Genomic DNA, 26,599 nt, shown 5'->3' with positions numbered 1-26,599 from the left:
GAAATGAATGTCTGATATGTCAGGTATAGCCATGAATAATTTACGACGTCTGGATATCAACTTGCTGTTGACCCTAGACGTGTTGTTGGCAGAACACAACGTAACCCGCGCCGCAGAGCGCTTGAGCCTGTCGCAGCCGTCAGTGAGCGTACACCTGGCCAAGCTGCGCGAGATCTTCGGCGACCCGCTGTTGCTGCCCGGGCCACGGGGCATGCGGCCAACCGCGCGGGCCGACGAACTGCGCGAGCCGTTGCGCGAGGCACTGGAAGCACTGGAACGCGCGGTGGCGCCGGCCAGCGCGTTCGATCCGGCGCAGGCCCGCCACATCTGGAAAGTTGCGGCGACGGATTACGGCGAATCGACGGTGGTGCTGCCGGCCCTCAGCGGTTTGCGCACTCAGGCGCCGGGCACGCGGCTGGCGGTGCTCGATCTGGTGCCGGCACAGTTGGCCAGGCAGGCGGAGCAGGGCGTGTTTGACCTGGCGCTGCACATCACCGAAGAGGCGCCGCTGGATCTGCATCAACGGGTGCTGTTCACCGAGCATTACGTGTTGGCCGGGCGTGTCGGGCATCCGGGTTTGAAGCGTAAACCGACTCGCGAACAGTTCTGCGCGCTGGAACACGTGATGGTGTCGCGCGAGGGTGGGGGCTTTTTCGGGGTGACCGACAAGGCGCTGGCCGAGGTCGGCCTGGCGCGCAAAGTGGTGCTGTCGGTGCCGCATTTTCTGATGGTGATGTCAGTGCTGGCGAGTACCGATCTGGTGGCGATGCTGCCGTCACGCTTGGTTCGCGACAACCCGGCGTTGCAGGTAGTCGATGCGCCGTTGCCGGTGCCGGGCTACGAAATGGCGATGTTCTGGGGCGAGCGCGCGCATCGCGACCCGGCGCACAAATGGTTGCGTGAGCATCTGGCAGCGTCGGTGTGACGGATCAGGCGTGGCCCAGGGCAATCGCAAAAGACACCACGATCATGCACGCAAACGCAAAATTGAGATTCATCAGCTGTTCATCCTGAGCCGTTTTAAAGTGAGGCCATTCTGAACAGGCTGAATGCAAAGAAAAAATTCGGCATGTTGATTCCAATGATCGAAACAATTGATACCGGCCGGTTTGTGTTTGCCCAAGGCTTTCGCTAGTCTCGGCGAAACCTGCAACTACAAGCACAAACAGGCAAAACCATGCACGATCATTCGGTCACCGAACTGCCATCCCTGCGCCGGCAGAAAATCCTCCTGATCCTCGAACGCGACGGCAAGGTCATGGCCTCCGAGTTGAGCCAGCACTTCGCTGTGTCTGAAGACACCATCCGCCGCGACTTGGCCGAACTGGACCACGCCGGACTGGTGCAGCGCGTGCATGGCGGGGCGTTGCCGAGGCCCAAGGACAGCGGCAAGGATTACTTCACCCGGCTGGAAGAGACCGATGAGGTAAAAGTGCGGCTGGCGCAGTTGGCGGCGCAAAAGGTCGAGGACGGGCAGATTGTGCTGTTCGATTCCGGTTCGACCGCGTTGCAGGTGGCGCGCTCGTTGCGCGCGGATATCCAGATCACTGCGGTGACCGCCGCGCCGATGACAGCGATTGCCTTGTCCGAATACAAGGGGGTGAAAGTGATTCTGGCCGGGGGACAACTGAACCCGCGCACGATGTCGGCCAGTGGGCACGAGGCGGTGCGCATGCTGGCCGGGATCAAGGCGGATCTGGCGTTTACCGGCGTCTGTGCGATTCACCCGGAGGTGGGCGTCACCTCACTGCATTTTGATGAAGTGCCGGTGAAGCAGGCGCTGCTCGACAGCGCGGCGCGGGTGATTGCGGTGACCACGGCGGACAAGCTCGGCGCGGTGGAGCCGTTTGTGGTGGCCGCGTGTACGCGCCTGCATACGCTGATAACCGAGCGGCACCTGGCGTCGGGGAGTGTCGAGGATTATCGGCGGTTGGGGATTGTGGTGGAGCAGTTGCCTGATTGAGATTTGTAGTGAGGCTGCTGGCGCCTTCGCGAGCAAGCCCGCTCCCACATTTGGAATGCATTTCAATGGGGGGGGGGGGCAGTTGCCGGACTGAGATTTGTATAGTGAGGCGGCTGGAGCCTTCGCGAGCAAGCCCGCTCCCACATTTGGAATGCATTTCAATGGGGGGGCAGTTGCCTGATTGAGATTTGTAGTGAGGCTGCTGGCGCCTTCGCGAGCAAGCCCGCTCCCACATTTGGAGTGCATTTCAATGTGGGAGCAGTTGCCTGACTGAGATTTGTAGTGAGGCTGCTGGCCTCTTCGCGAGCAGCCTCGCTCTCACATTTGGAACGCGTTTCCCTTGTAGGAGTGAGCCTGCTCGCGATGGGGCCGGTGCGGTCAACGCAACTTTTCAAGCATCTGGTAATACCACATCCCCGCCGCCAGCAGCGGATTGCCCAGCAAATCCCCCATCGGCACCCGAATATGCTGGCACTGCGCAAAGGTGTCGAACTGTTCCATCTGCCCGGTGATCGCGCGGCTCATGATTTCGCCCATGATGTGGGTGGTGGCGATGCCGTGTCCGGAATAACCCTGGCAATACCAGACGTTGTCCGAGAGCTTGCCCAGTTGCGGGATGCGGTTGATCACGATGCCCATCGCGCAGCTCCACTGGTAGTCGATCTGCACCCCTTTGAGCGCCGGGAAGGTCTGCTCAATGCACGGGCGCAGCTCGGCAGCGATGTCCCGTGAATCCTTGCCGCTGTAGTTGGCGCCGCCGCCGAACAGCAGGCGCCCGTCGGCCGTGAGGCGGTAGTAGTCGAGGACGAAACGGCAGTCGTACACCGCGAGGTCTTCGGGGTTGATCTGCCGCGCCAGATCACCCAGCGGCGCGGTGGTGACGATGCCACCCATGGCCGGGAAAATCTTGCCCTTGAGCTGACCCGGTTCGAGCTTGTGATAAACGTCGCCGGCGAGCATCACTTGATTGGCATCGATCTGGCCGTGGGCGGTGCGCACGCCTGGCGTCTTGCCGTGAATGATTTCCAGCACCTCACTGTTCTCGAAGATCAAGGCACCTAGACTTTCCGCCGCCCGCGCTTCGCCGATGCACAGGTTGAGCGGGTGCAGGTGCATGTTGCGGGTGTTCTTGATTGCGCCGTGGTAGAGATCGCTTTGCAGCAGGTCGCGCACCTGGCTGCGGTCGAGCAGACTGACTTCATCACCCAGGCCGCGGCGCACGGCTTCGTCGTAATCCTGGCGCAAACCGTCCATGTGACTTGGCTTGTAGGCGGCGTGCAGATGGCCGTGTTTGAGGTCGCACTGGATGCCGTACTTCTCGACCCGCTGCCGGATGATTTGATGACCGCGCCAGCGCAGGTGCCAGATGAAATCGTCGACTTCATCACCGAGTTTCGGGCGCATCTGTTTGCGCATTGCACCGTCGCCGGAGAGGCTGCCGGTGACTTGCCCGCCATTGCGCCCGGTGGCGCCCCAACCGATCTTGTGGCTCTCGACGATGGCGACTTTCAGGCCTTTTTCCGCGAGTTCGACGGCGGTGGCAACGCCGGTGAAACCGCCGCCGATGATCACCACATCGACCTGATGCCGGCCCTGCAGGGTCGGGTAGTCGGTGTCCTGGTTGAGGGTGGCGGTGTAGTAGGAATTGCAGCGTTGGGTCATGTCGGTGTCCACACAAAATTCGGGAGTCAGGGTGCAATCCCCTGTGGGAGCGGGCTTGCTCGCGAATGCGGTGGGTCAGTCACTGAAATATTGACTGTGCCGACGCCTTCGCGAGCAAGCCCGCTCCCACAGGGGGGATGGTGTGAGGCTTCAGGCTTCGGTCAGATACCAGCGCCAATCCTGTTCACCCACCTCGGCCATGAACTGCCGGTACTCGGCACGCTTCACCGCCAGATACACCCCGAGAAATTCCTGTCCCAGGGCATCCCGTGCCCACACCGAATTCTCCAGCGCCTGCAGCGAGGTCAGCCAATCGGTCGGCAGTAATTCCTTGGCTTGTGCATAGCCGTTGCCCTCGACCGGTGCGCCCGGATCCAGATCCTCGCGGATGCCACGATGGATCCCGGCAAGGATCGCTGCCGCCGCCAGATACGGGTTGGCGTCGGCGCCGCAGATGCGGTGTTCGATGTGCCGGGTGTTGGCCGGGCCGCCCGGTACGCGCAGGCTGACGGTGCGGTTGTCGACGCCCCAGGTCGGCGCCAAAGGCGCATAGCTGTTGGCCTGGAAGCGGCGGTAGGAGTTGGCGTTGGGGCAGAACAGCAGCAGCGAATCGAGCAGCGAGGCGAGCATGCCGCCAATCGCGGTGCGCAGCAGCGGGGTACCGGCCGGGTCTTCGGAAGCAAACAGATTGCGCCCTTCGGCATCGGCGAGGCTGACGTGCATGTGCATGCCGGTACCGGCCAGATCATCGAACGGCTTGGCCATGAACGTCGCCCGCATGCCGTGCTTGTGCGCCACCGCTTTGACCAGGCGTTTGTAGCGCACCGCCTGATCCATCGCGAGCAACGCGTCGCCGTGTTCGAGGGTGATTTCCACCTGGCCCGGGGCGTATTCCGAGATCGCCGTGCGCGCCGGAATACCGTGCAGTTTGCAGGCGCCGTAGAGGTCGGCGAGGAACGGTTCGATCTGCTCCAGTTCACGCAAACCGTAGACCTGGGTGTGTCGCGGTCGGCCACCGTCGGCGTCCAGCGCCGGTTGCGGGCGACCGTTGTGATCGCGTTTGGCGTCGAGCAGATAGAACTCCAGCTCGCACGCCATCACCGGGTGAAAACCCTCGGCCTTGAGGCCGTCGATCACCTTGATCAGTAGATGACGCGGGTCGGCGATGCTCGCCGGCATTCCCTCGCTCGGGTGCATGCTGACCTGCACCGCTGCGGTCGGAATCTGCCGCCACGGCAGGCGCACCAGACTGCCTTCGAGCGGGTAGGCGCGGCAGTCGATGTCGCCGACGTCCCACACCAGACCTGAGTTTTCCACGTCCTCGCCCTGCACGGTCAGGCCAAGGATGGTGCTGGGCAGCGGGCGACCGCTTTGGTAGACCGCCAGCAGTTCTTCGCGGTGCAACAGCTTGCCGCGCGGCACGCCGTTGGCGTCGAGGATGAACAGCTCGATCATGTCGATATCGGGATTCTGTTCCAGGAACAGGCGTGCGTCTTCGATGGCTGCGAATTTCATGGTCAATCACTCACGATGGCGCCGCATGGGCGCGCAGGATCGGGCCGGACGCGACGCGGTAAATAGGCGTGGGTGTCCTGGCAGGGATATCAAAAAGAAAAAAGTATTTCGCTAATGCCCGGCAGTCGGAAGTGACACTGAAACTGTGGTGAGGGGATTTATCCCCGACGGCGCGCGTAGCGGGCCAAAAAGATAGGGACTGCTGCGCAGTCCATCGGGGATTAATCCCCTCACCACAATGGATCTTTTCTGACTGTCGGAGTCAGCAGGCGATATCCGGCGGGCGTGCGGAGTGACGCAGCTTGGAACGGCGCAGGGCCATGGGGAGATTGACGATGCGATTCATGCGCGGCCCCTGTGACAGAGGGCGCACACAGCGGAGACGTTCAACCTTTCTGGTTGTTGTGGTGACGTGCTCATAACGCGTGTTTCCGTTGGCGGAAAACGTCGGTGGCGGGGCAGGCCCGCCGACCGGTGTGCCCGGATAGTAAGGGGGAATTCGCGGGCGTGTAAACGGGAGATTCGCAGGCCAGGATTCAGCGCAGCAGGTGCAAGCCCAGCCCGGCGAGGGCGCAAACGATCAACACTTCGATCACTCCACGCTTGAAAATGAACAGCGCCAACGCCGCCAGCAGCGCCAGCCCGATCGAAAACAGATCCGCGTGCCCGGCAAATCCGTTGGGCCAGAACACGTGATAAGCGAAGAAACACGCCAGGTTCAGAATCACCCCGACCACCGCTGCAGTGATCGCGGTCAGCGGTGCGGTGAACTTCAGTTCGTTGTGCGTTGATTCCACCAACGGCCCGCCAGCGAGGATGAACAGGAACGAGGGCAGGAAGGTGAACCAGGTCACCAGCGTCGCCGCCAGTGCGCCCGCGGCGAACGCATGTTCCGCGCCGAACGCCGGTTGCACGTAACCGCCGATGAAACCGACAAACGCCACCACCATGATCAACGGTCCGGGCGTGGTTTCGCCGAGGGCGAGGCCGTCGATCATCTGCGTCGGCGTCAGCCAGCCATAGTGCCCGACCGCGCCCTGATAGACGTAGGGCAACACCGCGTAAGCGCCGCCGAAGGTCAGCAATGCGGCCTTGGTGAAGAACCAGCCCATTTGCGTGAAGGTGCCATCCCAGCCGAACAGCGCGGTCAGCAGGCCCATCGGTAAACACCACAGCGCTGCGCCAACCAGCAGCAGACGCCACAGTTTCGGCAGGCTGAATCGCGCATGCTCAGGTGTCGGTGTGTCGTCATCGATCAGCGCCGGGCCGAAGGATTCGGCACTGCTGCGCTGCCCGCCATTGTTGAAGCGCTGTGGCGCCAGGCGTCCGCCGAAATAGCCGAGCAATGCCGCACCGAGGACGATCAGCGGGAACGGCAGATTGAAGGCAAAGATCGCCACGAATGACGCCCCGGCGATCGCCCACAGCCAACTGTTTTTCAGCGCCCGCGAGCCGATACGGTGCGCGGCGTGCAAGACGATCGCGGTCACCGCCGGTTTGATTCCGTAGAAAATTCCGGCCACCACCGGCACGTCACCGAACGCGATGTACAGCCACGACAGCGCAATCAGGATGAACAGCGACGGCAGCACGAACAGCGCCCCGGCGATCACCCCGCCCCAGGTGCGATGCAACAGCCAGCCAATATAGGTCGCCAGTTGCTGGGCTTCGGGGCCGGGCAGCAACATGCAGTAGTTGAGCGCGTGCAGAAAGCGCCGCTCGGAGATCCAGCGCCGGCGCTCGACCAGTTCCTGATGCATGATCGCGATCTGCCCGGCCGGGCCACCGAAACCGATGCAGCCGAGCTTGAGCCAGAAGCGCCAGGCCTGGCGCAGGGTGACGGGAGCGGGGCGGGGCAGGTTGTTGGGCGCTGTGCTCAAACGAGACTCCGGAGTTTAATCCTGGCGGAGTGGCTATCTAATCAGACTTTCAACCCTCACCCCAGCCCTCTCCCAGAGGGAGAGGGGGCCGACCGAGGTGTCTGGCGTCATCCATCGACCTGAGAGATCGAGTCGATTATGGATTTGGTCTTCAGCCATACGCCTGCGCGTGAAGGGGCCGACCGAGGTGTCTGGCGTCATCCATCGACCTGAGAGATCGAGTCGATTATGGATTTGATCTTCAGCCATACGCCTGCGCGTGAAGGGGCCGACCGAGGTGTCTGGCGTCATCCATCGACCTGAGAGATCGAGTCGATTATGGATTCAGAACCAATCTTTCAATTCGGTGAATTTCTTCAATATCCCCCAATCAGTCCCCTCTCCCTCGGGGAGAGGGCTAGGGTGAGGGGCTCTTGATCTTCAGGCATGCGCCAGACTCCAGCGCAGCGCCGCATTCTGGTCACTCTCCCGCGCCTCGACCCAATGCGAACCCTGCGCCGTGCTCTCACGCTTCCAGAACGGCGCGCGGGTCTTGAGCACATCCATGATGAACGCGCAGGCTTCGAACGCCATGTGCCGGTGCTTGCTGCTGACACCGACGAACACGATCGGCTCGCTCACCGCCAGTGCGCCGACCCGATGCACAATCTCCACACCCAGCAGCGGCCAGCGCTCGCGTGCCTCGTCGGCGATCCGTTCGAGGGCTTTTTCGGTCATGCCCGGATAGTGCTCGAGGAACAGCTCGTTCACGCTCTGCCCGATGTTCAGATCACGCACATAGCCGATGAAATTCACCACCGCGCCGACCCGTGGATTGCGCGCATGCAGGTCGGCGGTCAACTGGCCGACGTCGAAGCTTTTGTACTGAACTCGAACCGTCATGCTCAGCCCCCGGTGACCGGTGGGAAAAACGCGATCTCGTCGAAGTCTTCGATCGCCGCGCTCGGTTGGCACAGCTCTTGGTTCAACGCACACATCAGGTTGCCGGCGCCAAGCACTTCGCGCCATTCCTCACCACGGGCCATGAGCATCTGCCGCACGTCCTCGATACAGGTCAGGTCGTCGCTCAGGGGGATTTTTTCCCCGCCCAGATTCAGGCGATCACGGTAGCTGGCGAAGTAGTTGATCAGGATCATTGCGCGTCCTCCCATTGAAAGTGTCCGGAGCGGCCGCCCTGTTTGCTGAGCAGGCGGATGTCGCCGATGACCATGGCCCGGTCCACGGCTTTGCACATGTCGTAAATGGTCAGCGCCGCGACGCTGGCGGCGGTCAGGGCTTCAAGTTCGACGCCGGTCTGGCCGGTGAGGCGGCAGGTGCTGGTGATCTGCACGCGGTCCGGTTCGCAGGCCTTGAGTTCAACGTGAATCGAGCTGAGCAGCAGCGCATGGCACAGCGGGATCAGTTCGTGGGTGCGTTTGGCCGCCTGGATTCCGGCGATGCGCGCCACGGCGAAAACGTCGCCCTTGGGGTGACCGTTGGCCTGGATCATCTGCAGCGTTTCCGGGCGCATCTGCACCCAGGCCTGCGCCGTGGCTTCGCGGCGAGTCGCGGCTTTGTCGCAGACGTCGACCATGTTGGCGCGGCCCTGATCGTCGAGGTGGGTGAGGGTGTTGCTCATGGCGAAAGCTCCTGGATCGGGCTGTAGATTCGGGGGGCGTTACGGTGCGGAACGTGGATCAGATTCAGGTGATGCTTGAGCGCCCAGCGCACGGTCAATGCGGTGGGGGCGGACAGGCTGACGAGGGTGCCGAGGCGGGCGCGCACGGCCTTGTGGATCAGCTCCAGGCTGCAACGGCTGGTGACCACCACGAAGCCCTGGCGCGCATCGACGTCAGCGATTTGCATCGCGCCGATCAGCTTGTCGAGGGCGTTGTGCCGGCCAATGTCTTCGCGGCACAACAGCGCCTCACCGCTGGCATCGAAGTACAGCGCCGCGTGCAGGGCGCCGCTGCTGCGGGCCAGTTGCTGAGCCTGTTCGATGCGTTGGCGGATACCGTCAAAATGCGCGGCCGGCGGCAGGGCGCAGGGTTGCAGAATCTGCAGTTGCGGCAACGCCTGCTCCAGCGCCTCGACGCCACAGATGCCGCAGCCGCTGGTGCCGGCCATTTGCCGACGATGATCTTTCAGCGCCCAGAACGCGCGACTGGATATCTGCACCTCGGCCTGACAGGCCTGATCGAAATGGTTCAGGCGGATGTCGTAGATCTCGTCGACGCTGTCGATGATCGCGTTGCTCAGGCTGAAGCCCCGGATGAAGTCTTCGAGGTTGCCGGGCGAGACCATCATCACCGCCTGACTCAGGCCATTGAAGGTGATCGCCAGAGCAATTTCCGCGGCCAGGGCGGCGTGAGAGAGCGGGGCGTCTTGCAGGTATTCGCGAAACGCCACCTGTGACGGTTGCGGTGCGGGGGCATTGGCATCCCCCGGTTCGGCGGTTGTTGCAACTTGGCACTGCATCTTGAAAAGTCCCGAAGCGCTGAAGTGAGTTCAGGCTACGGGGGAGTCAAAAGTGCGTCCAATCGCTTGTTCTGATCTGGTGATTGGGTGGGTCGATCACCGCTGTCATATCCGAAATGTGTGTGGCTGTCCGGGCCTCTTGGCGGGCAAGCCCGCTCCCACATTTGAAATGCATTCAACCTGTGGGAGCGGGCTTGCTCGCGAAGGCGGCCAGGCGTCCAACAGCAATGTCTGGATAGTCACTCAAATAACCGGCACCTCACCCCCAAACATTTTCCGCGCCTCGGCAAAACACTTCTCGGCAATCGCCGAACGCGGCTCGGTCTTGCGCATTACCAGCCCCAGCGGCGCCAGCACGCTGGCATCCGGCAGTTGCATGAACGACAGGTGTTCGATCGGCTCTTCCAGCCCGCTGTCCAGCGGCATGATCGAGCAGCAGAAGCCCTGGTGAATCGCCTGCAGCAATTGATACGTCGAATCGCTTTCCAGGATCGGCTGCGGATTCAGCCCGCGACTGCGGAAGCTCAGGTCGATGGATTTGCGGTAATGCATGCCGGTGGTGATCATCCCCAGCGGCAGTTCGGCGGCGTCTTCCCAGCTCATTTCCGAGCCTTCGAAATGGTAGTGACGGTTGTCGTAAAGCAGACCGACGCGGGTTTCGCCGATTTCGAAAAAGTCGAAATAGTTCGGGTTGACGTGGTCCAGATAACACACGCCAAGGTCCAGTTGATTGTTGCCCAAACCGGCGATGATCTCGTCGGAACTCCCCGACGACAGGCTGAATTTCAGCTCCGGATAGGTCCCGGACAAACTCTGAATGTAATTGACCGGGTTGAAATTGCTGAGCGGCACCAGACCCAGGCGCAAGCTGCCGACCAGTTGCCCGCGGCACGCCGCAGCTTCGGCGAACAGGCCGTCATGCGCTGCCAGCAGTGTGCGCGCCCAAGCCAGCACCCGTTCGCCGGCCTGGGTGAAACCCTCGAAGCGCTGACCGCGATTGACCAGCACCAGATCCAGCTCATCTTCCAGATTGCGCAGACGCATCGACAGGGTCGGCTGGGTGATGTGGCAGCGGGCGGCGGCCTGGCCGAAGTGTCGGGTTTCGTCCAGTGCGATCAGGAACTTGAGTTGTTTGATGTCCACGAAGGCACCTGCTCGTTGAGAAATTGGATTGAGTATTGACGCAGATGCGCGCAGCGCACGAAAAACGCGAGGTGTGACGATCTCACCTGCCTGTATCTGCGTCCAATCGGAAGAATTGAAAAGCCTATCGATCAGCTCTATCGCCCATGGTTTCAAAGGCGTTGGCCGAGGTCAACGGCGCCGATAGAGCAGCTCGATAATGTGGTTGGCCAGAGTGATTAGACAGTACTCATAAGTGGCACTTAGGCTGCTCGGCAATCTGATTGACTACTGCCGGAGATTCCCATGAGTGCGAAAGCGGATGCCCTGATTGTCCCCCTGAACATAGCCGTACTGACCGTCAGCGATACTCGCGATTACGCGAGCGACACGTCCGGCCAATTGCTGGTCAGCCGCTTGCTGGAGGCCGGCCATACCCTGAGCGAGCGCAATCTGCTCAAGGATGACCTGTACAAGATCCGCGCCCAGGTCGCGCACTGGATTGCCGACGACAGCATTCAGGTGGTGCTGATCACCGGCGGCACTGGTTTCACCGGGCGCGACAGCACGCCGGAAGCGGTGGCCTGTCTGTTCGACAAGCAGATCGACGGGTTTGGCGAGTTGTTCCGCGCCATTTCGATTCTCGATATCGGCACGTCGACTGTGCAAAGCCGCGCGCTGGCCGGGCTGTCCAACGGCACACTGGTGTGCTGCCTGCCGGGTTCGACCGGTGCCTGTCGCACAGCGTGGGAAGGTATCCTCGCCGAGCAACTGGATAACCGCCACCGCCCGTGCAACTTTGTGCCGCACCTCAAATCAGTCGCTGCCTGTGGGCCGCGCGGATGAGCAAGGCAGGGTTGATGCCGGTCGAGGACGCCCTCGACCAATTGCTCGGCATGGCCAATGAGCAACGTCTGGCCGATAGCGAAATTCTGCCGCTCGACGAGGCACGTGGGCGGGTACTGGCCAGTGATCTGGTCGCCTCGCTCGACTTGCCGCCGTGGCCGAACAGTGCCATGGACGGTTATGCGTTGAACCTGGCCGATCTGCATCGTCAGCCGCTGAAGGTGTCGCAAAAGGTCTACGCCGGTCTGGCACCGGACGCGCTATTGCCCGGCACCTGCGCGCGGATCTTTACCGGCGCACCGTTGCCGCCCGGCGCTACCTGCATCGAGATGCAGGAGAACGTCGAAGTGCTGGAGGACGGCCGCGTGCGTTTTTTGCAGCCGTTGAAGGCGGGGCAGAACATTCGCGCGCAGGGTCAGGAAAACCGCGTCGGCGACATCCTGCTGCGCGCCGGCAAACGCCTCGGGCCGTTCGAACTGGCGGTCGCGGCCGGGCAGGGGCTGGCGCAACTGCACGTGGTGCGTCGCCCGCGCGTGGCGCTGCTGTCCACCGGTGACGAACTGGTCGAGCCGGGCCTGCCGCTGCGTCCCGGCAGCATCTACAACAGCAATCGTGTGCTGCTCGGCCACTGGCTGAAGGAACTGGGCTGCGAGGTGATCGACGCCGGGATCCTGCCGGATCGTCCGGCGCAGACGCGGCTCAAGCTTGAGCAACTGCAAGTGGCGGCTGACCTGATCCTGACCACCGGCGGGGTGTCTGCCGGCGATGCCGATTGCCTCGGGCAGGTGCTGCGTGAGGACGGCAAACCGCTGCTGTGGAAGCTGGCGATCAAGCCTGGCAAACCGCTGACCGTGGGCCATTTCGGCACGGTGCCGGTGATTGGCCTGCCGGGCAATCCGACCTCGGCGCTGGTGACTTTTGGCCTGCTGGCGCGACCGTATCTGCTGCGCATTCAGGGCGTGGAAGAGGTCATGCCGTTGAGCTTCACGGTGAATGCCGGGTTCGCCTGGAACAAGGCTGGCAGCCGTCGAGAGTATCTGCGGGTGCGGCTGGAGGCGGGGCGCGCGGTGTTGTATCCGAACCAGAGTTCCGGCGTTTTGCTCGGAGCGACCTGGGCCGATGGGCTGGTGGAGGTGCCGGAAAACAGCACCCACGGCATTGGCGATCCTCTGCGTTTCATTCCCTTCAGCGAACTGTTCTGACCCCGACACAAATCAGAACTGTGGGAGCGAGCCTGCTCGCGAAGGCGGCATGTCATACAACATCAATGTTGACTGACAAGCACTCTTCGCGAGCAGGCTCGCTCCCACATTTGGATGTGTGATGATCAGCCATTCTGCGGGGTGTACCTGGAACCTGTAGGAGTGAGCCTGCTCGCGAAGGCGGCGGCACAGTCAATATCTTCACTGACTGGTCGACCGCTATCGCGAGCAGGCTCACTCCTACAGAGGGAACGAGCTCAGCTCAGCACATAGTCCACCGGCAGCAACATCGGCGGCAGGTCGGTTTCGCCCAGTTCGCTGAGAATGTCACGCTCGATAGTGCGCACCAGCGAGTCAGTCGCCAAATCGTTTTCGTCGCGGCCGAACGGGTCTTCCAGTTCATCGGCAATCGCATCCAGACCAAAGAACGTGTAGCTGACAATCGCCGTGAACAGCGGGGTCAGCCAGCCCAGCGGTTCGGCCATGGCGAACGGCAGCAGGATGCAGAACAGGTAAATCGTGCGGTGCAGCAGCAGGGTGTAGGGGAAGGGCAGCGGGGTGTTCTTGATTCGCTCGCACACCGCTTGTGCCTGAGTCAGGCTGGTCAGGTGATTGGCCAGCAGCATGTAGCGCCACTCGCTCAGTTCGCCGCTTTGATGCAGATCCGAACATTGCTGGCCGACCTGCTGCAGAATCCGTCCACTGTAGTCCGGCACCCGCGCATCGTGTTGCGGGGTGATCCACTTGCTGCTGGCCGCCGCTTCGCTTTCCCGGCGCAATCGCGCATTCAGCGCATGAGCAAACCCGCAGAGGTTGAGCAGCAACGGCTTGCGCTGCGCCGATTCGCGGATGACATGGGTTTCGCGAATCACCGAACGGATGTGCACCAGCACATCGCCCCAGGCCTTGCGCGCTTCATACCAGCGGTCGTAGCAGGCGTTGTTGCGAAAATTCATGAAGATCGACAGCGACAGCCCGAGCAGGGTGAACGGCGTGGCGTTGACCTTGGTGAAGTTGCTCGGATGGAGCATTTCAATCAGCACGATGGCAGAAGCCAGCAGGGTGACCATCAGGGTGCGCAGGGCGATACGTTTGGCGATCGAACCCTTGAGGGTGAAGAGGATGGCGAATTGGTTGACCTTGGGTCTGATGATCATGCTGGGTGATCCCGGTTACGCAGGGTGAGGGCGGCTCAGCCGCCGGTCATGTTCATGAAGCGCACGACCTGAACGTCGTCGTTCACTTCGAAATTGTGCCGATACGGCTTGAGTTTCATCGCTTCGATGATGGCCTTCTCCAGCCGCTCTGGTTGCCCCGGATGAGCGCGCAACACGGCTTTGAGATCCATCGAATGCTCGTTACCCAGACACAGTAGCAGGCGCCCCTCGACAGTCAGCCGCACCCGGTTGCAAGTACCGCAGAAATTGTGGCTGTGCGGCGAGATAAAGCCCAGACGAATGTCTGGCGCCTCGGCCAGCCGCCAGTAGCGCGACGGGCCCTGGGTCGACTCGGCGGAGTCGATCAGGGTGTAGCGCTTGGCGATTTTTTCGCGCACCTGGGCGCTGGAGAAAAACGTCTCGGCGCGGCTGTGTTCGCTGATGATCCCCAGCGGCATTTCCTCGATGAAGGAGACGTCGAGCTGGCGGTCGATGGCAAAGCTCACCAGATCGTTGATCTCCTGATCGTTGCGCCCCTGCATCACCACCACGTTGAGTTTGGTTCGGGTGAAACCGGCCTTGCGCGCCGCATCGATGCCGCTGATCACCTGTGCCAGATCACCGGTGCGGGTCATTTGCTTGAAACGATCCGGGTCGAGGCTGTCGAGGCTGATGTTCAGTCGCTTGACCCCGGCGTCGAACAGCGGCGCGGCGAGTTTGCCCAGCTGCGAGCCATTGGTGGTCATGCACAGTTCACGCAGGCCGGGCAGGGCGGCGATCTGCTCGCACAGCTTGACCACGCCCGGACGAATCAGCGGCTCGCCGCCGGTCAGGCGAATCTTGCGCGTGCCCAGTGCCACGAAGCTCTGCGCCAGTTGATAGATCTCCTCCAGCGTCAGCACTTGCTGGCGCGGCAGGAACTGCATGTCCTCGGCCATGCAATACACGCAGCGGAAGTCGCAGCGGTCGGTGACCGACATGCGCAGATAGTCGACGCGGCGGTTGTAACCATCGATCAGGACACGCTCTGACATGACAGCCTCGCAGAAGTGGGAAGTCCGCATTGACGGAACTGGTTAGCGCAGATTATGGGCAACTTCAGATCTCGTCCAATCACTGTTTATGACCGCTTGATTGAGCGCGTCGATGATCAATTATTTTCTCTCGGAAGTTACCGTTTTAGTTTCGCAACGCCTCGTAAATAAAGGGTTTTTCGCCGTGATAGAGGGTTTCGATAATGTGGTCATAAATAGCGATTAGACAATGTTTTGTAACGGTTCATATCCTTGCTCCGGCAACTGAAACGACCACTTTATTGCTGTGCAAAGTCGGCCGTCGCTGTTTAACCAAGATCAGGTTCATGCCTGTGTGCATCGTCATGGAGATGTCCCATGTCACAAGTCGACCGTTACAAACCTTACAAGGGAGCCGCTGCCGGTTGGGGGGCTGTGATCAGCCTGACCAAAAGCTGGCTGGGCAGTGAAAACGCCCTGAAAAACATCCGCGCCATGCTCAAGACCAACCAGAACGGCGGCTTCGACTGCCCGGGCTGTGCGTGGGGTGAAGCGCCCGGTGCGAGCATGCTCAAGTTCTGCGAGAACGGCGCCAAAGCGGTGAACTGGGAGGCGACCGGGCGCTTGGTCGACCCGGCGTTCTTCAACAAGTACACGGTATCGAGCCTGGCCGAGCAGAGCGACTACTGGCTGGAATATCAGGGCCGTCTGACCCACCCGATGCGTTACGACGCGCGGGTCGACCGCTATGTGGAAACCACCTGGGAAGATGCGTTCGCGCTGATCGCCGAACACCTCAAGGGTCTGAAATCGCCGCACGAGGCCGAGTTCTATACCTCGGGCCGGGCCAGCAACGAAGCGGCGTTTCTCTATCAGTTGTTCGTCCGCGCCTACGGCACCAACAACTTTCCCGACTGCTCGAACATGTGCCACGAAGCCAGTGCGGTGAGCATGGGCGAGACGCTGGGCGTGGGCAAGGGCACCGTGGTCTACGAGGATCTGCATCATGCCGACGCGATTTTCGTCATCGGCCAGAACCCCGGCACCAACCACCCACGCATGCTCGAACCGCTGCGTGAAGCGGTGAAACGTGGCGCGCAAGTGGTGTGCATCAACCCGCTGAAAGAGCGTGGCCTGGAACGTTTCCAGAACCCGCAGAACCCGATCGAGATGCTCAGCAACGGTTGGGAAGCGACCAACACCGCGTACTTCCGCCCGGCGCTGGGTGGCGACATGGCGATGATTCGCGGCATGGTCAAATTCCTTCTGCAGTGGGAGCGTGAAGCCCAGGCTAGCGGTGGCGAACCGGTGTTCGACCATGCGTTTATCGCGGAGCACACTTCGGGTCTGGACAGCTACCTGGCAGAAGTCGACGCCACGACTTGGGAGCACATCCTCGAGCAGTCCGGCGTGCCGTTGCACGACATCGAACTGGCCGCGCGCATGTATGGCCGCGCCAAGAGCGTGATCATGTGCTGGGCCATGGGCCTGACCCAACACGTGCACTCGGTGCCGACCCTGCAGGAAGTCATCAACCTGCAACTGTTGCGCGGCAACGTTGGCCGTCCGGGTGCCGGTCTGTCGCCGGTGCGCGGGCACAGTAACGTGCAGGGCGACCGCACCATGGGCATCAACGAACTGGCGCCGAAGGAGCTGATGGACGCCCTGGAAAAACGCTTCAACTTCAAAGTGCCGCGCATGCACGGGCACAACACGGTGATGGCGATCGGTGCGATGGAGCGTGGCGAAGCCAAAGTGTTTATCGGTTTGGGCGGCAACTTTGCCCAAGCCACGCCGGACACCCCGCGAACCCACGAAGCGATGCGCAAACTCGACCTGACGGTGCACATTTCGACCAAGCTCAACCGCAGCCATCTGGTCACCGGTCGCGACGCATTGATCCTGCCGTGCCTCGGCCGCACCGACATCGACATCCAGGCCGAAGGCCCGCAAGGCGTGACCGTGGAAGACACCTTCAGCATGGTGCACTTGTCGTTCGGTCAGTTGAAACCGAAGTCGGCGCACTTGAAGTCCGAGCCGGCGATCATTGCCGGGATTGCCGCCGCGACCTTGGGCAAGCATCCAATCGACTGGGAGTGGGTCGTGGGCGATTACGGGCGCATTCGCAATTTGATCGGCGATGTGATTCCGGGCTTCGAGAACTTTAACGAAAAACTGCTGACTCCGGGCGGCTTCCACCTCGGCAACGATGCCTCGGATCGGGTCTGGAACACCGAGTCCGGCAAAGCCCAGTTCACCCCGTGCGTGCTGCCGGAACACCTGATCAGCGAAGGCGTGCGCAACCTGCCGGTCAAGCCGGATCTGATCCTGCAGACCATGCGTTCCCACGATCAGTACAACACCACGCTGTACGGCCTCGACGACCGTTATCGCGGTGTCTACGGCATGCGCGACGTGATCTTCGCCAACGAGCAGGACATCCAGCGTCTCGGTTTCGAACCGGGGCAGAAGGTCGATCTGGTGGCGCTGTGGGATGACAAGCGCGAGCGCCGGGTCAGCGGGTTCACCCTGATCGCCTACGACATTCCGCCCGGTCAGGCGGCGGCGTACTACCCGGAAACCAACCCGCTGGTGCCGCTGGAAAGCTACGGCGACCGGACCTACACGCCGACCTCGAAATTCGTCGCGATTCGCCTCGAAGCGGCCAAGGTCAGCAACCTGATCCCGTCATCGCTGGCCTGACCCGCTACTTATAAAAACCTTGGCAATTTGAATGGCTGCAGGCGTTCGCGCCTGGCGGTGGCCCGGCGACGTGCTGCCGCTTTTCAGCCTGGATGAGGACATCATCATGCTCAACATGGAGGCACTGGACCTGGCGCGAATTCAATTCGCGTTCACGGTTTCGTTCCACATTATCTTCCCGGCGATCACCATCGGCCTGGCGAGTTTCCTCGCGGTACTCGAAGGCCTGTGGCTGAAAACCCGTGACGACACCTACCGCGATCTCTACCACTTCTGGTCGAAGATCTTTGCCGTCAACTTCGGCATGGGCGTGGTCTCGGGGCTGGTCATGGCGTACCAGTTCGGCACTAACTGGAGCGGCTTTTCCGACTTCGCCGGGAGCATCACCGGGCCGTTGCTGACCTATGAGGTGCTGACGGCGTTCTTCCTTGAGGCCGGTTTCCTCGGGGTCATGCTGTTCGGCTGGAACCGCGTCGGCCGTGGCTTGCACTTCTTTGCCACGGTGATGGTCGCTATCGGCACGCTGATTTCAACGTTCTGGATTCTCGCGTCCAACAGCTGGATGCAGACCCCACAGGGCTTTGAAATCGTCGATGGGCGGGTGATGCCGCTGGACTGGCTGGCGATTGTGTTCAACCCGTCGTTTCCGTTCCGTCTGGCGCACATGGCGATCGCCGCGTTCGTCGCCACGGCCTTCTTCGTGGGCTCGTCGGCGGCCTGGCATTTGCTGCGCGGCAACAATACCGCGCCGGTGCGCAGGATGTTTTCCATGGCGTTGTGGATGGCGCTGATCGTGGCACCAATTCAGGCGGTGGTCGGTGACGCCCATGGTTTGAACACCCTGGAGCATCAACCGGCAAAAATCGCCGCCATCGAAGGCCACTGGGAAAACGCCGACAATGGCCCGACGCCGCTGGTGCTGTTCGGCATCCCCGACATGCAGGCGGAGAAGACCAAGTACGCGCTGGAAATTCCGTACCTCGGCAGCCTGATCCTGACCCACAGCCTCGACAAGCAGATCCCGGCGCTCAAGAGCTTTCCGAAAGAGGATCGGCCGAACTCGACCATCATCTTCTGGAGCTTTCGCGTGATGGCCGGGCTGGGCATGTTGATGATCCTCGTCGGTGTGCTCGGTCTGGCGCTGCGCCGTGGCGGCAAGCTCTATCAGCATCGCGGCTTCCAGCGTCTGGTATTGCTGATGGGGCCGAGCGGGTTGATCGCGTTGCTGGCCGGCTGGATCACCACCGAAGTCGGGCGTCAGCCGTGGGTGGTTTACGGCCTGATGCGCACCCATGACGCCGCGTCGCACCACTCGGTGGCGCAGATGAGCACCTCGCTGTTGCTGTTCGTGGTGATCTACTGCTCGGTGTTCACCGTGGGCATCGGCTACATGATGAAACTGGTGCGCAAGGGCCCGCAGCCGCATCACGAACATCCGCCGGAGGGCGATCAGTTGCAGACCCCGCGCCGGCCTATTTCGGCGGCTACCGCCCCGATGAAGGAGCATTGAGTCATGGGTATTCAAGGTATCGATCTCTCGTTGATCTGGGGTGTGATCATCGCCTTCGGGGTGATGATGTACGTGATCATGGACGGCTTCGATCTGGGCTTGGGGATCCTGTTTCCGCTGATCCCGGATGAGCAGGAGCGCGACGTGATGATGAACACAGTCGCCCCGGTGTGGGACGGCAACGAAACCTGGCTGGTGCTTGGTGGCGCGGCGTTGTATGGCGCGTTTCCACTGGCCTACGGGGTGATTCTGGAGGCGTTGTACCTGCCGCTGATCCTGATGCTCTGCGGGCTGATTTTCCGTGGCGTGGCGTTCGAGTTTCGCTTCAAGTCGTCAGCGCAAAAGCGTCACTGGTGGGACAAGGCGTTCATCGGCGGTTCGCTGCTGGCGACGTTCTCCCAGGGTGTGGCGATCGGCGCGTACGTATCGGGCATTCCCGTGGTGAATCGGCAGTTTGCTGGTGGCGGCCTGGACTGGCTGGCGCCGTTTCCGCTGGTGTGCGGCGTCGGTCTGGTGGTGGCTTATGCGCTGCTGGGCAGCACCTGGTTGCTGGTCAAGACCGAAGGCATGCTCGAGTCGCGGATGCGTCTGTTCACCCGGCCGCTGGCGTGGTTGCTGACGGCGATGGTGGTGGTGATTGGTGCGTGGACACTGAAGTTGCACCCGGAGCTGGCCACTCGCTGGTCGACCAGCGGGCACTTGATGGTGTTCGCCGGGTTGGTGGTGCTGGCGCTGCTGGCGTTGTTCGGGCTGCTGCGTACCTTGCGTCAGCGTCACACCCACTGGCCGTTCGTGTTCACTCTGGTGTTGATGCTGCTCGGTTACATCGGTCTGGCGCTGAGCATCTGGCCGAACATCATCCCGCCATCGGTGAGCCTGTGGGCGGCGGCGTCTCCGCCTTCGAGCCAGTTGTTCGCCCTGATCGGCGCACTGTTCATCCTGCCGGTGATCCTGATGTACACCTTCTGGAGCTACTACGTATTCCGCGGCAAAGTGAGGATTGGCGATGGCTACCATTGATTCGCGTGAGGTCAGATCCTCCCGCTGGTACCAGCGTTTGGGCTGGTTGTTGCTGATCTGGTTCGGCAGCGTCGTGTCACTCGCCGTGGTGGCGAGTGTGCTGAAACTGGCGATGTATGCAGCAGGAATGAGGACCCACTGACAATAAAAAAACCGGAGCCATGACTCCGGTTTTTTTGTGCCCGCAATTCTGAACATCACTGATGCCCCCAGTGGGAGCGGGCTCGCTCGCGAAGGCGTCAGGTCAGTCGACATTGATGCTGAATGTGCCGGCCCTTTCGTGAGCAAGCCCACTCCCACCCTTGATCGCGGCCAGCCGCAAATCCTTCATCACCGACGATCCCTTGTGGGAGCGGGCTTGCTCGCGAAGGCGTCAGGTCAGCCGACATTGATGCTGAGTGTGCCGACCTCTTCGTGAGCAAGCCCACTCCCACCCTTGATCGCGGCCAGCCGCAAATCCTTCATCACCGACGATCCCCCAGTGGGAGCGGGCTTGCTCGCGAAGGCGTCAGGTCAGTCGACAATGATGCTGAATGTGCCGGCCCCTTCGTGAGCAAGCCCACTCCCACCCTTGATCGCGGCCAGCCCCAAACCCTTCATTCACCGACGATCCCCCAGTGGGAGCGGGCTTGCTCGCGAAGGCGTCAGGTCAGCCGACATTGATGCTGAGTGTGCCGACCTCTTCGTGAGCAAGCCCACTCCCACAGTTGATCCGGTGCGCAGACACATCCTGCCAACAAACATGTTCGGCGCACTGTGATGGCTGATCTAGCCTTTTTCTGAATTCAACCATGAACAAGGCAAAGGAATGCCCAAACGTTATTCATCACATCGCCTGCGAACCGGCCGTCATTGCGAAGAAAATCAGATCTACCTACTAACCGCCAATACCTTGGGGCGTGAGCCGGTGTTCACGGATTACAGGCTCGGCCGGTTGGTTGTACATCAGTTCAGGCAGGCGCAGGAGGAGGGGTTTGCCGAGACATTGGCATGGGTTGTCATGCCGGATCATTTTCATTGGCTGATCCAGTTGCAAAAGGGAACACTTGGACAATTGATGTGCCAGGTCAAATCCCTGAGTACTCGTTCAGTGAACACAGCAGCCGGTAGAACCGGGAGCCTTTGGCAGCACGGTTTTCATGATCATGCATTACGTCGAGAGGAGGACCTGGTGAAACTGGCCCGCTATGTAGTGGCTAATCCACTGCGGGCCGGACTGGTAAAAAAACTCGGTGACTATCCGTTATGGGATGCGATCTGGGTTTGAGATCAGGATGTGCATACACCGCATTACTTCAGAACAAATGCGATCCCAGTGGGAGCGGGCTTGCTCGCGAAGGCGTCCGCTCAGTCGACATCAATGCTGAATGTGCCGGCCCCTTCGTGAGCAAGCCCACTCCCACCCTTGATCGCCGCCAGCCGCAAATCCTTCACCCAGCACCTATCCCCAGTGGGAGCGGGCTTGCTCGCGAAAGCGTCAGGTCAGTCGACATTGATGCTGAATGTGCTGACCCCTTCGTGAGCAAGCCCACTCCCACCCTTGATCGCGGCCAGCCGCAAATCCTTCATTCACCGACGATCCCCAGTGGGAGCGGGCTTGCTCGCGAAGGCGTCAGGTCAGCCGACATTGATGCCGAATGCGCCGGCCTCTTCGTGAGCAAGCCCACTCCCACACTTGATAGCGTCCAGCCGCAAATCCTTCATTCACCGACGATCCCCAGTGGGAGCGGGCTTGCTCGCGAAAGCGTCAGGTCAGTCGACATTGATGCTGAATGCGCCGGCCCCTTCGTGAGCAAGCCCACTCCCACCTTGGGTCTTCGGTGTTTTCTGAAGGCGGGCTATTGCGCCCCAAACATCGCGGTCCAGTAAATCCCGGCGCTGCTCTTTGGGTCGGTCGCGTAGGCGGCGCCGAGTTCTTTGTATTGCGGGTTCATCAGGTTGGCGCAGTGGCCGGGGCTGGCGAGCCAGCCGTCGACGACCTTGCGCACGGTGTCTTGGCCGGCAGCGATGTTCTCGCCGACCAGTTGCCCGCTGTAGCCGGCCAGTTCGGCGCGGTCGCCCGGGGTGCGGCCGTCGCGGTCCTTGTGATCAAAGTAGTTGTTGTTGGCCATGTCGCGGCTGTGATCCTGGGAGATCGTGCCCAGGCTCGCGTTCCAGGCCAGTGGCCCGGCCGCGGCAAAGGCCTGGCCGCCGCATTGACGCGGTTGGGCGCGAGCGGCGTTGAGTTGTTCGAGCAACTTCTGGCCTTCGCTTTGCGCATCGCCGAGCTTCGCCGACAGTAGAGGTCGCGCCAGCACAATACGCCAGTCACGATCAGCACGGCTGACCCCGACATCGACGAACTGCGGGTCCAGCACCACCTGGCAGAAACTTTCCTCAATCGCCTTCATCGCCGACGCTGCATCCCGTGGGCCGTTGAGGGTGATCGCCTGCACGTTGACCATCGGGTAGCTGGCGCTGGCCATGGCCTGTTGCAGATCGACCGCACCGGCGGCCGGCAGTCTCAGCCGTGGATCGGCCGACAGCGGTGGCAGTTCACTAGACGCCTGGCTGCCGCAGCGCTGCGGTTGGCTGCGGTAGGCATTGATCGACTCGATCAGTTGCGACTCGTCGGCAGCCATGGCCGAGGCGGCCACGACCAGGCCCACGGACAGCGTGGCAAAACGCAAGACGGATGGCATGAAGCGCATGGAAATCTCCCTTGAGCTGAGTGCGCTCATGATGCGCGAAATGGCCCGGGGGAATGCAATGTCTTTTTCTTTACCGAGCGGATTTTTCTGCGGAACGTTACTGCGGTATTTGCCGTCTACACTCTCCGAAGGCCCCGGGAACCGGGCGTCTCCCCCACGAAACACCTTGCCCGGAACGGGCGCTGCCGGAAGAACTGACATGGGATTGAAATGGTTGGCTGGCTGTTTCGCATTAACCCTTATGGCCGGCGTTGTGAACGCCACCGATCAGACCCCGATCAAGGCCAAGGCCGAAGAGAAAGCCCAGGTGCTGGAAGAGAAGGCCGCCGACAAAGTCAGCGCGGCGCCAGCACCCAAATCCGAAGCGATCACCCCCACTGAAGTGCAGGCGGTTGACCCCGCCGGCACCGCGCCGCTGGACGATCCGATCACCTGCCTGGCGCGCAGTATCTACTGGGAAGCCAAGGGTCGCGACACCCCGGAAATGGAGGCGGTGGCCAATGTGGTGATGAATCGCCTGGGGCACGACGGCTTTCCCGGCACAGTGTGCGAAGTGGTCAAGCAAGGTTCGGAAACCAAGAGCTGCCAGTTTTCCTGGTGGTGCGATGGCAAGGCCGATCAGGTCAAGGAAGACGCCGAATACACCCTGGCCAAGGACATCGCCGGCAAGGCACTCAACCGCCAGTTGCCGGATCGCACCCATGGCGCACTGTATTTCCATGATCGCCAGGTGCATCCGAGCTGGGCCAGGGAGTACAAAAAGACCGCCGCGGTCGGAAAATTCCTGTTCTACAAACCGGCTGGGGGCGACGCGCGTTAAACGCAGACTTCCCGCACACAGTTGCGCAGCCAGCGGTGCGCCGGGTCGGCGTCCATCCGTGGGTGCCAGAGCATCGACACGCTGATCGGCGGCATCCTGAAGGGCAGGGCGAAGCTGTGCAGGCCCATGCGCAGCTTGCTGGTGTGACGCTCCGGAACCGTGGCGATCAGGTCCGATTCGCGCACCAGCGTCAGCGCCGCCGAAAAGCCGCCGAATGACGTGACGATATCCCGCGTCAGACCTGCGGCGAGCAACGCTTCGTCGACCGGGCCGCTGCTGCGCCCGCGCCGTGAGATCAGAATGTGCTGGCCGCCGGCAAAGCGTTTGCTGCTGATCTTGCCCGAGCTCAACGGATGGCCTTCGCGCACCACACCGATCCAGTGATCCTCAAACAGAATGCGGCTGTGCAGCGTCGGGTCGGTGCTGTCGTCGACCACGCCGGTCTCCAGATCGACCCGGCCTTCGCGCAGCGGCGTGCTGTCCTTGTCGGCTTTCTGCACAAAGCGCAGGCGCACGCCGGGTGCTTCTTCAGCGATGCGCGCGAGCAGCGCGGCGGCGAAGGTTTCGACAAATCCGTCGGTGTTGCGCAGGGTGAAGGTGCGCTGCAACTGGCCGGGATCGAGCACTTCGGCGGGGCGCAACACCGCCTCGGCTTCCTGCACCAGAGCGCTGACCCGCTCACGCAATTCCAGCGCACGCGGGGTCGGCACCAGACCTCGGCCGGCGCGCACCAGCAACGGATCGCCAGTGGTTTCGCGCAGCCGGGCCAGGGCACGACTCATGGCCGACGGGCTCAGCCGCAGAATGTGCGCGGCGCGGGCGACGCTGCCTTCGCGCAACAACACGTCGAGGGTGATCAACAGGTTCAGATCCGGTGTGCTCATGACATGGCGTTCCATGCAGGTATCAAGTGCAAAGCATGCGTCTTGCGCCTTGCCTTGTCGAGAAGCAGGCTATGCCGTCTGACCTTTGCACCAGGAGCGCCCGATGCCCGGATCCCCCTTGCCCCCTCAAGCCCGCTGGGCGCTGACCAGTCTGGCGCTGTCGATGTTGATGCCGTCGCTGGACACCAGCATCGCCAATGCCGGATTACCGACCTTGGCTGCAGCGTTCGATGCGACGTTTCAACAGGTGCAGTGGATCGTGCTGGCCTACCTGCTGGCGGTCACCACGTTGATTGTCAGCGTCGGGCGTCTGGGCGATGTGTTCGGGCGGCGGCGACTGCTGCTGATCGGCATCGGCATTTTTACCAGTGCTTCGCTGTGCTGTGCGCTGGCGCCGGGGCTTGGCTGGTTGATCGGCGCGCGGGCCGTGCAGGGCCTTGGCGCGGCGATCATGTTCGCCTTGACGGTGGCGCTGGTGGCGGATGCGGTGCCCAAGGCGCGGGCGGGCAGTGCGATGGGCTTGCTGGCAACCATGTCGGCCACCGGCACCAGCCTCGGGCCATCGCTGGGCGGTCTGCTGATCGCGCATGTCGGCTGGCCGTCGATCTTTGTCCTCAACGTGCCGTTGGGCCTGCTCAACGCGTGGCTGGTTTATCGATATCTGCCGGCGGATCGCCCGGCCAAATCGGCAGTCGCGTTTGATTACCTCGGCACCGTGGTGCTGGTATTGACGCTGGCCGCCTACGCGCTGGCGATGACGCTCGATGGCTACACGCTGATGTTGCTGCTGGTCAGCCTGTGCGGAGCAGGGGTGTTTGTTGCGGTCGAGATGAACGCCAGGGCGCCGCTGATTCGCCTGTCATTGTTTGCCGACGCGCGTCTGAGCAGCAGCCTGGCGCTTACGTTGCTGGTGACGACGGTGATGATGACTACGCTGGTGGTCGGGCCGTTTTACCTGAGCCGGGGCCTGGGACTGGGCAGCACCGTGGTCGGCCTGGCATTGTCGGTCGGGCCGCTGCTGGCGGCGTGCGGCGGGGTGCCGGCGGGGCGTCTGGTGGATCGCTTCGGTGCGCGGCGGGTGGTGCCGGGGGCGTTGTTCGGGTTGGCCGGTGGTTGCAGTTTGTTGGCGTTGTTGCCGATAAGTCTCGGTCTGCCGGCGTATCTGCTGCCGATGGCGGTCATTGCCAGCAATTACGCGTTGTTTCAGGCGGCCAACAATAGCGGGTTGATGGCCATGGTCAGTCAGGATCAGCGCGGCGTGGTGTCGGCCCTGCTCGGGCTGTCACGCAATCTCGGACTGATCACCGGCGCGGCGGTCATGGGCGCGGTGTTCGCCTTCGCTACGGGTGACCCGACGCAAGCCCCGGCCGAGGTCATCGGCAGTGGCTTGCACAGCACGTTCGGGGTTGCGGCGGCGCTGATGGTCGTGGCCCTGATCGTCAGCTGGCGTGGGTACTCAAGATGCTCGCCACTTGCTGCGGCTGGCAGTTGAGGTACGGCGAGGACTTCAGCCAGCGCTGGTCCGGGTACCAGGAGAACATGAACTGGCCGTCCTTGAGTTTATCGATCACCTGCTTCGCCACTTGCGGGCGCACCGCCGGGCAACCCTGGCTGCGACCGATACGGCCCTGACGCTTGCTCCACAACGGATTCACGTAGTCGGCGGCGTGGATCACGATGGCGCGGTCGCGGGCCAGATCATTGAAGCCCGGCTCCAGACCGTCCATGCGCAGCGAATAACCATGGGTCCCCTCGTAACTTTCCTGGGTGCGGAACAGACCGAGGCTGGATTGGTAACTGCCTTCGCGGTTGGAGAACTGGGTGGCGAAGTTTTCCCCGGAATTTGAACCGTGGGCGACCAGATCGCGCAGCACCAGTTTCTTTCTGTTCAGATCGAAGATCCACAGCCGGCGGGCGGTGGAGGGCTGCGAATAATCGATGATCGCCAGGTGGCGTGAGGGTCTCGCGCCATTGTTCACTGCGCATTGCATGGCGCTCAAGGCACCTTTCAGCGCTTGGGGATTGAGTTCCGGCGCGGCGTGGGCGAGGCTGGTGAAGAGAACCGGCGATGGTTTGCCGGCGGCGAAAGCTGGGCTGCTCACGACGACGAGGGTCGCGGTGGTCAGCAGAAGTCGGCGCAAATACGTCAACATTT

General features: G+C 61.9%; 24 protein-coding genes. 11 read left to right on the top strand and 13 right to left on the bottom strand.

Annotated elements, in window-relative coordinates; genetic code table 11:
• Positions 1-31: 31 nt before the first annotated feature.
• Together ACOYXI_RS08340 and ACOYXI_RS08335 are read left to right on the top strand one after the other, a co-directional pair.
• Entirely contained in the window at positions 32-925 is an 894-nt protein-coding gene (locus tag ACOYXI_RS08340; protein WP_171061869.1) for a LysR family transcriptional regulator, read from the top strand.
• A 252-nt stretch (positions 926-1,177) separates the two neighbouring features.
• On the top strand, positions 1,178-1,963 hold the full coding sequence (locus ACOYXI_RS08335) for a DeoR/GlpR family DNA-binding transcription regulator (RefSeq protein ID WP_461674711.1): 786 nt from the start codon (positions 1,178-1,180) through the stop codon (positions 1,961-1,963).
• A 378-nt stretch (positions 1,964-2,341) separates the two neighbouring features.
• Here the strand turns inward: ACOYXI_RS08335 and ACOYXI_RS08330 are convergent, their stop codons facing one another.
• From ACOYXI_RS08330 to ACOYXI_RS08295, 8 genes are all read right to left on the bottom strand, one after another.
• Positions 2,342-3,625 (bottom strand): NAD(P)/FAD-dependent oxidoreductase, encoded by a 1,284-nt coding sequence (locus ACOYXI_RS08330; RefSeq protein WP_134786720.1) that lies wholly within the window; start codon positions 3,623-3,625, stop codon positions 2,342-2,344.
• Positions 3,626-3,775: 150 nt separating this feature from the next.
• Entirely contained in the window at positions 3,776-5,140 is a 1,365-nt protein-coding gene (locus ACOYXI_RS08325; protein WP_461674710.1) for a glutamine synthetase family protein, read from the bottom strand.
• A gap of 536 nt (positions 5,141-5,676) precedes the next feature.
• A complete protein-coding gene (chrA, locus tag ACOYXI_RS08320; RefSeq protein WP_223008342.1) occupies positions 5,677-7,020 on the bottom strand; it encodes a chromate efflux transporter in 1,344 nt (447 codons plus the stop codon).
• A 420-nt stretch (positions 7,021-7,440) separates the two neighbouring features.
• Entirely contained in the window at positions 7,441-7,902 is a 462-nt protein-coding gene (gene moaE, locus ACOYXI_RS08315) for a molybdopterin synthase catalytic subunit MoaE (RefSeq protein ID WP_098964456.1), read from the bottom strand.
• Positions 7,903-7,904: 2 nt separating this feature from the next.
• On the bottom strand, positions 7,905-8,156 hold the full coding sequence (locus ACOYXI_RS08310) for a MoaD/ThiS family protein (RefSeq protein ID WP_095136553.1): 252 nt from the start codon (positions 8,154-8,156) through the stop codon (positions 7,905-7,907).
• Complete coding sequence (gene moaC / locus ACOYXI_RS08305; RefSeq protein WP_461674709.1) at positions 8,153-8,638, bottom strand: cyclic pyranopterin monophosphate synthase MoaC; 486 nt, start codon at positions 8,636-8,638, stop codon at positions 8,153-8,155. Before moaC ends, ACOYXI_RS08310 begins: the two co-directional genes overlap by 4 nt.
• A complete protein-coding gene (fdhD, locus tag ACOYXI_RS08300; protein ID WP_461674708.1) occupies positions 8,635-9,477 on the bottom strand; it encodes a formate dehydrogenase accessory sulfurtransferase FdhD in 843 nt (280 codons plus the stop codon). The genes moaC and fdhD overlap by 4 nt, the downstream gene beginning before the upstream one ends.
• A 243-nt stretch (positions 9,478-9,720) precedes the next feature.
• Complete coding sequence (locus ACOYXI_RS08295) at positions 9,721-10,620, bottom strand: LysR family transcriptional regulator (RefSeq protein WP_461674707.1); 900 nt, start codon at positions 10,618-10,620, stop codon at positions 9,721-9,723.
• Between the two features lie 285 nt (positions 10,621-10,905).
• Between ACOYXI_RS08295 and moaB the strand changes: the two genes are divergently transcribed.
• Positions 10,906-11,445 (top strand): molybdenum cofactor biosynthesis protein B, encoded by a 540-nt coding sequence (gene moaB / locus ACOYXI_RS08290; RefSeq protein WP_461674706.1) that lies wholly within the window; start codon positions 10,906-10,908, stop codon positions 11,443-11,445.
• A complete protein-coding gene (locus ACOYXI_RS08285; RefSeq protein ID WP_098964449.1) occupies positions 11,442-12,647 on the top strand; it encodes a molybdopterin molybdotransferase MoeA in 1,206 nt (401 codons plus the stop codon). The genes moaB and ACOYXI_RS08285 overlap by 4 nt, the downstream gene beginning before the upstream one ends.
• Positions 12,648-12,904: 257 nt before the next feature.
• On the opposite strand, the gene ACOYXI_RS08280 is transcribed toward ACOYXI_RS08285, so the two are convergent.
• Both ACOYXI_RS08280 and moaA read right to left on the bottom strand, forming a co-directional pair.
• Positions 12,905-13,804 carry a bestrophin family protein gene (locus ACOYXI_RS08280; RefSeq protein ID WP_027611711.1) on the bottom strand — a complete coding sequence of 300 codons (900 nt, stop codon included), beginning with the start codon at positions 13,802-13,804 and terminating at the stop codon, positions 12,905-12,907.
• Positions 13,805-13,839: 35 nt separating this feature from the next.
• On the bottom strand, positions 13,840-14,838 hold the full coding sequence (moaA, locus tag ACOYXI_RS08275; RefSeq protein WP_461674705.1) for a GTP 3',8-cyclase MoaA: 999 nt from the start codon (positions 14,836-14,838) through the stop codon (positions 13,840-13,842).
• 357 nt (positions 14,839-15,195) lie between these two features.
• Between moaA and ACOYXI_RS08270 the strand changes: the two genes are divergently transcribed.
• The 5 genes from ACOYXI_RS08270 (at position 15,196) to ACOYXI_RS08250 (ending at position 21,317) form a co-directional block, all read left to right on the top strand.
• Positions 15,196-17,520, top strand: coding sequence for an FdhF/YdeP family oxidoreductase (locus ACOYXI_RS08270; protein ID WP_210558703.1), 2,325 nt, complete (start codon positions 15,196-15,198; stop codon positions 17,518-17,520).
• A 106-nt stretch (positions 17,521-17,626) separates the two neighbouring features.
• Positions 17,627-19,030, top strand: coding sequence for a cytochrome ubiquinol oxidase subunit I (locus ACOYXI_RS08265; protein ID WP_095136770.1), 1,404 nt, complete (start codon positions 17,627-17,629; stop codon positions 19,028-19,030).
• 3 nt (positions 19,031-19,033) lie between these two features.
• Positions 19,034-20,050 (top strand): cytochrome d ubiquinol oxidase subunit II, encoded by a 1,017-nt coding sequence (gene cydB, locus ACOYXI_RS08260; RefSeq protein WP_096796447.1) that lies wholly within the window; start codon positions 19,034-19,036, stop codon positions 20,048-20,050.
• Positions 20,037-20,192: a DUF2474 family protein gene (locus ACOYXI_RS08255; RefSeq protein WP_098964444.1), complete on the top strand. Its 156-nt coding sequence runs from the start codon at positions 20,037-20,039 to the stop codon at positions 20,190-20,192. Before cydB ends, ACOYXI_RS08255 begins: the two co-directional genes overlap by 14 nt.
• A gap of 666 nt (positions 20,193-20,858) precedes the next feature.
• On the top strand, positions 20,859-21,317 hold the full coding sequence (locus ACOYXI_RS08250; protein ID WP_098964443.1) for an REP-associated tyrosine transposase: 459 nt from the start codon (positions 20,859-20,861) through the stop codon (positions 21,315-21,317).
• Positions 21,318-21,888: 571 nt separating this feature from the next.
• On the opposite strand, the gene ACOYXI_RS08245 is transcribed toward ACOYXI_RS08250, so the two are convergent.
• Entirely contained in the window at positions 21,889-22,740 is an 852-nt protein-coding gene (locus ACOYXI_RS08245) for a CAP domain-containing protein (RefSeq protein WP_282413125.1), read from the bottom strand.
• A gap of 199 nt (positions 22,741-22,939) precedes the next feature.
• Between ACOYXI_RS08245 and ACOYXI_RS08240 the strand changes: the two genes are divergently transcribed.
• Positions 22,940-23,560: a cell wall hydrolase gene (locus ACOYXI_RS08240; RefSeq protein WP_098964440.1), complete on the top strand. Its 621-nt coding sequence runs from the start codon at positions 22,940-22,942 to the stop codon at positions 23,558-23,560.
• Here ACOYXI_RS08240 and ACOYXI_RS08235 read toward each other — a convergent pair.
• A complete protein-coding gene (locus ACOYXI_RS08235) occupies positions 23,557-24,444 on the bottom strand; it encodes a LysR family transcriptional regulator (RefSeq protein WP_027611719.1) in 888 nt (295 codons plus the stop codon). The genes ACOYXI_RS08240 and ACOYXI_RS08235 overlap by 4 nt on opposite strands.
• 103 nt (positions 24,445-24,547) lie before the next feature.
• On the opposite strand from ACOYXI_RS08235, the gene ACOYXI_RS08230 reads away from it, so the two are divergent.
• Positions 24,548-25,936, top strand: a complete 1,389-nt coding sequence (locus tag ACOYXI_RS08230; protein WP_461674704.1) for an MFS transporter — start codon at positions 24,548-24,550, stop codon at positions 25,934-25,936.
• Here ACOYXI_RS08230 and ACOYXI_RS08225 read toward each other — a convergent pair.
• Positions 25,884-26,597 carry a murein L,D-transpeptidase catalytic domain family protein gene (locus tag ACOYXI_RS08225; RefSeq protein WP_027611721.1) on the bottom strand — a complete coding sequence of 238 codons (714 nt, stop codon included), beginning with the start codon at positions 26,595-26,597 and terminating at the stop codon, positions 25,884-25,886. The two genes, ACOYXI_RS08230 and ACOYXI_RS08225, sit on opposite strands and share 53 nt — an antisense overlap.
• Positions 26,598-26,599: the final 2 nt, after the last annotated feature.

The sequence above is a fragment of the Pseudomonas sp. G3-19 genome, assembly GCF_054855875.1.
The sequence above is the reverse complement of the archived record's forward strand: the minus strand, read 5'-3'. Positions and strand labels throughout refer to the sequence as shown.

Bases quoted from the DNA above. Each gene is read 5' to 3' on its own strand.
- ACOYXI_RS08340 (WP_171061869.1), top strand. From the start codon at position 32: ATGAATAATTTACGACGTCTGGATATCAACTTGCTGTTGACCCTAGAC.
- ACOYXI_RS08335 (WP_461674711.1), top strand. From the start codon at position 1,178: ATGCACGATCATTCGGTCACCGAACTGCCATCCCTGCGCCGGCAGAAA.
- ACOYXI_RS08330 (WP_134786720.1), bottom strand. From the start codon at position 3,625: ATGACCCAACGCTGCAATTCCTACTACACCGCCACCCTCAACCAGGAC.
- ACOYXI_RS08325 (WP_461674710.1), bottom strand. From the start codon at position 5,140: ATGAAATTCGCAGCCATCGAAGACGCACGCCTGTTCCTGGAACAGAAT.
- moaE (WP_098964456.1), bottom strand. From the start codon at position 7,902: ATGACGGTTCGAGTTCAGTACAAAAGCTTCGACGTCGGCCAGTTGACC.
- ACOYXI_RS08310 (WP_095136553.1), bottom strand. From the start codon at position 8,156: ATGATCCTGATCAACTACTTCGCCAGCTACCGTGATCGCCTGAATCTG.
- moaC (WP_461674709.1), bottom strand. From the start codon at position 8,638: ATGAGCAACACCCTCACCCACCTCGACGATCAGGGCCGCGCCAACATG.
- fdhD (WP_461674708.1), bottom strand. From the start codon at position 9,477: ATGCAGTGCCAAGTTGCAACAACCGCCGAACCGGGGGATGCCAATGCC.
- moaB (WP_461674706.1), top strand. From the start codon at position 10,906: ATGAGTGCGAAAGCGGATGCCCTGATTGTCCCCCTGAACATAGCCGTA.
- ACOYXI_RS08285 (WP_098964449.1), top strand. From the start codon at position 11,442: ATGAGCAAGGCAGGGTTGATGCCGGTCGAGGACGCCCTCGACCAATTG.
- ACOYXI_RS08280 (WP_027611711.1), bottom strand. From the start codon at position 13,804: ATGATCATCAGACCCAAGGTCAACCAATTCGCCATCCTCTTCACCCTC.
- moaA (WP_461674705.1), bottom strand. From the start codon at position 14,838: ATGTCAGAGCGTGTCCTGATCGATGGTTACAACCGCCGCGTCGACTAT.
- ACOYXI_RS08270 (WP_210558703.1), top strand. From the start codon at position 15,196: ATGTCACAAGTCGACCGTTACAAACCTTACAAGGGAGCCGCTGCCGGT.
- ACOYXI_RS08265 (WP_095136770.1), top strand. From the start codon at position 17,627: ATGCTCAACATGGAGGCACTGGACCTGGCGCGAATTCAATTCGCGTTC.
- cydB (WP_096796447.1), top strand. From the start codon at position 19,034: ATGGGTATTCAAGGTATCGATCTCTCGTTGATCTGGGGTGTGATCATC.
- ACOYXI_RS08255 (WP_098964444.1), top strand. From the start codon at position 20,037: ATGGCTACCATTGATTCGCGTGAGGTCAGATCCTCCCGCTGGTACCAG.
- ACOYXI_RS08250 (WP_098964443.1), top strand. From the start codon at position 20,859: ATGCCCAAACGTTATTCATCACATCGCCTGCGAACCGGCCGTCATTGC.
- ACOYXI_RS08245 (WP_282413125.1), bottom strand. From the start codon at position 22,740: ATGCGCTTCATGCCATCCGTCTTGCGTTTTGCCACGCTGTCCGTGGGC.
- ACOYXI_RS08240 (WP_098964440.1), top strand. From the start codon at position 22,940: ATGGGATTGAAATGGTTGGCTGGCTGTTTCGCATTAACCCTTATGGCC.
- ACOYXI_RS08235 (WP_027611719.1), bottom strand. From the start codon at position 24,444: ATGAGCACACCGGATCTGAACCTGTTGATCACCCTCGACGTGTTGTTG.
- ACOYXI_RS08230 (WP_461674704.1), top strand. From the start codon at position 24,548: ATGCCCGGATCCCCCTTGCCCCCTCAAGCCCGCTGGGCGCTGACCAGT.
- ACOYXI_RS08225 (WP_027611721.1), bottom strand. From the start codon at position 26,597: ATGTTGACGTATTTGCGCCGACTTCTGCTGACCACCGCGACCCTCGTC.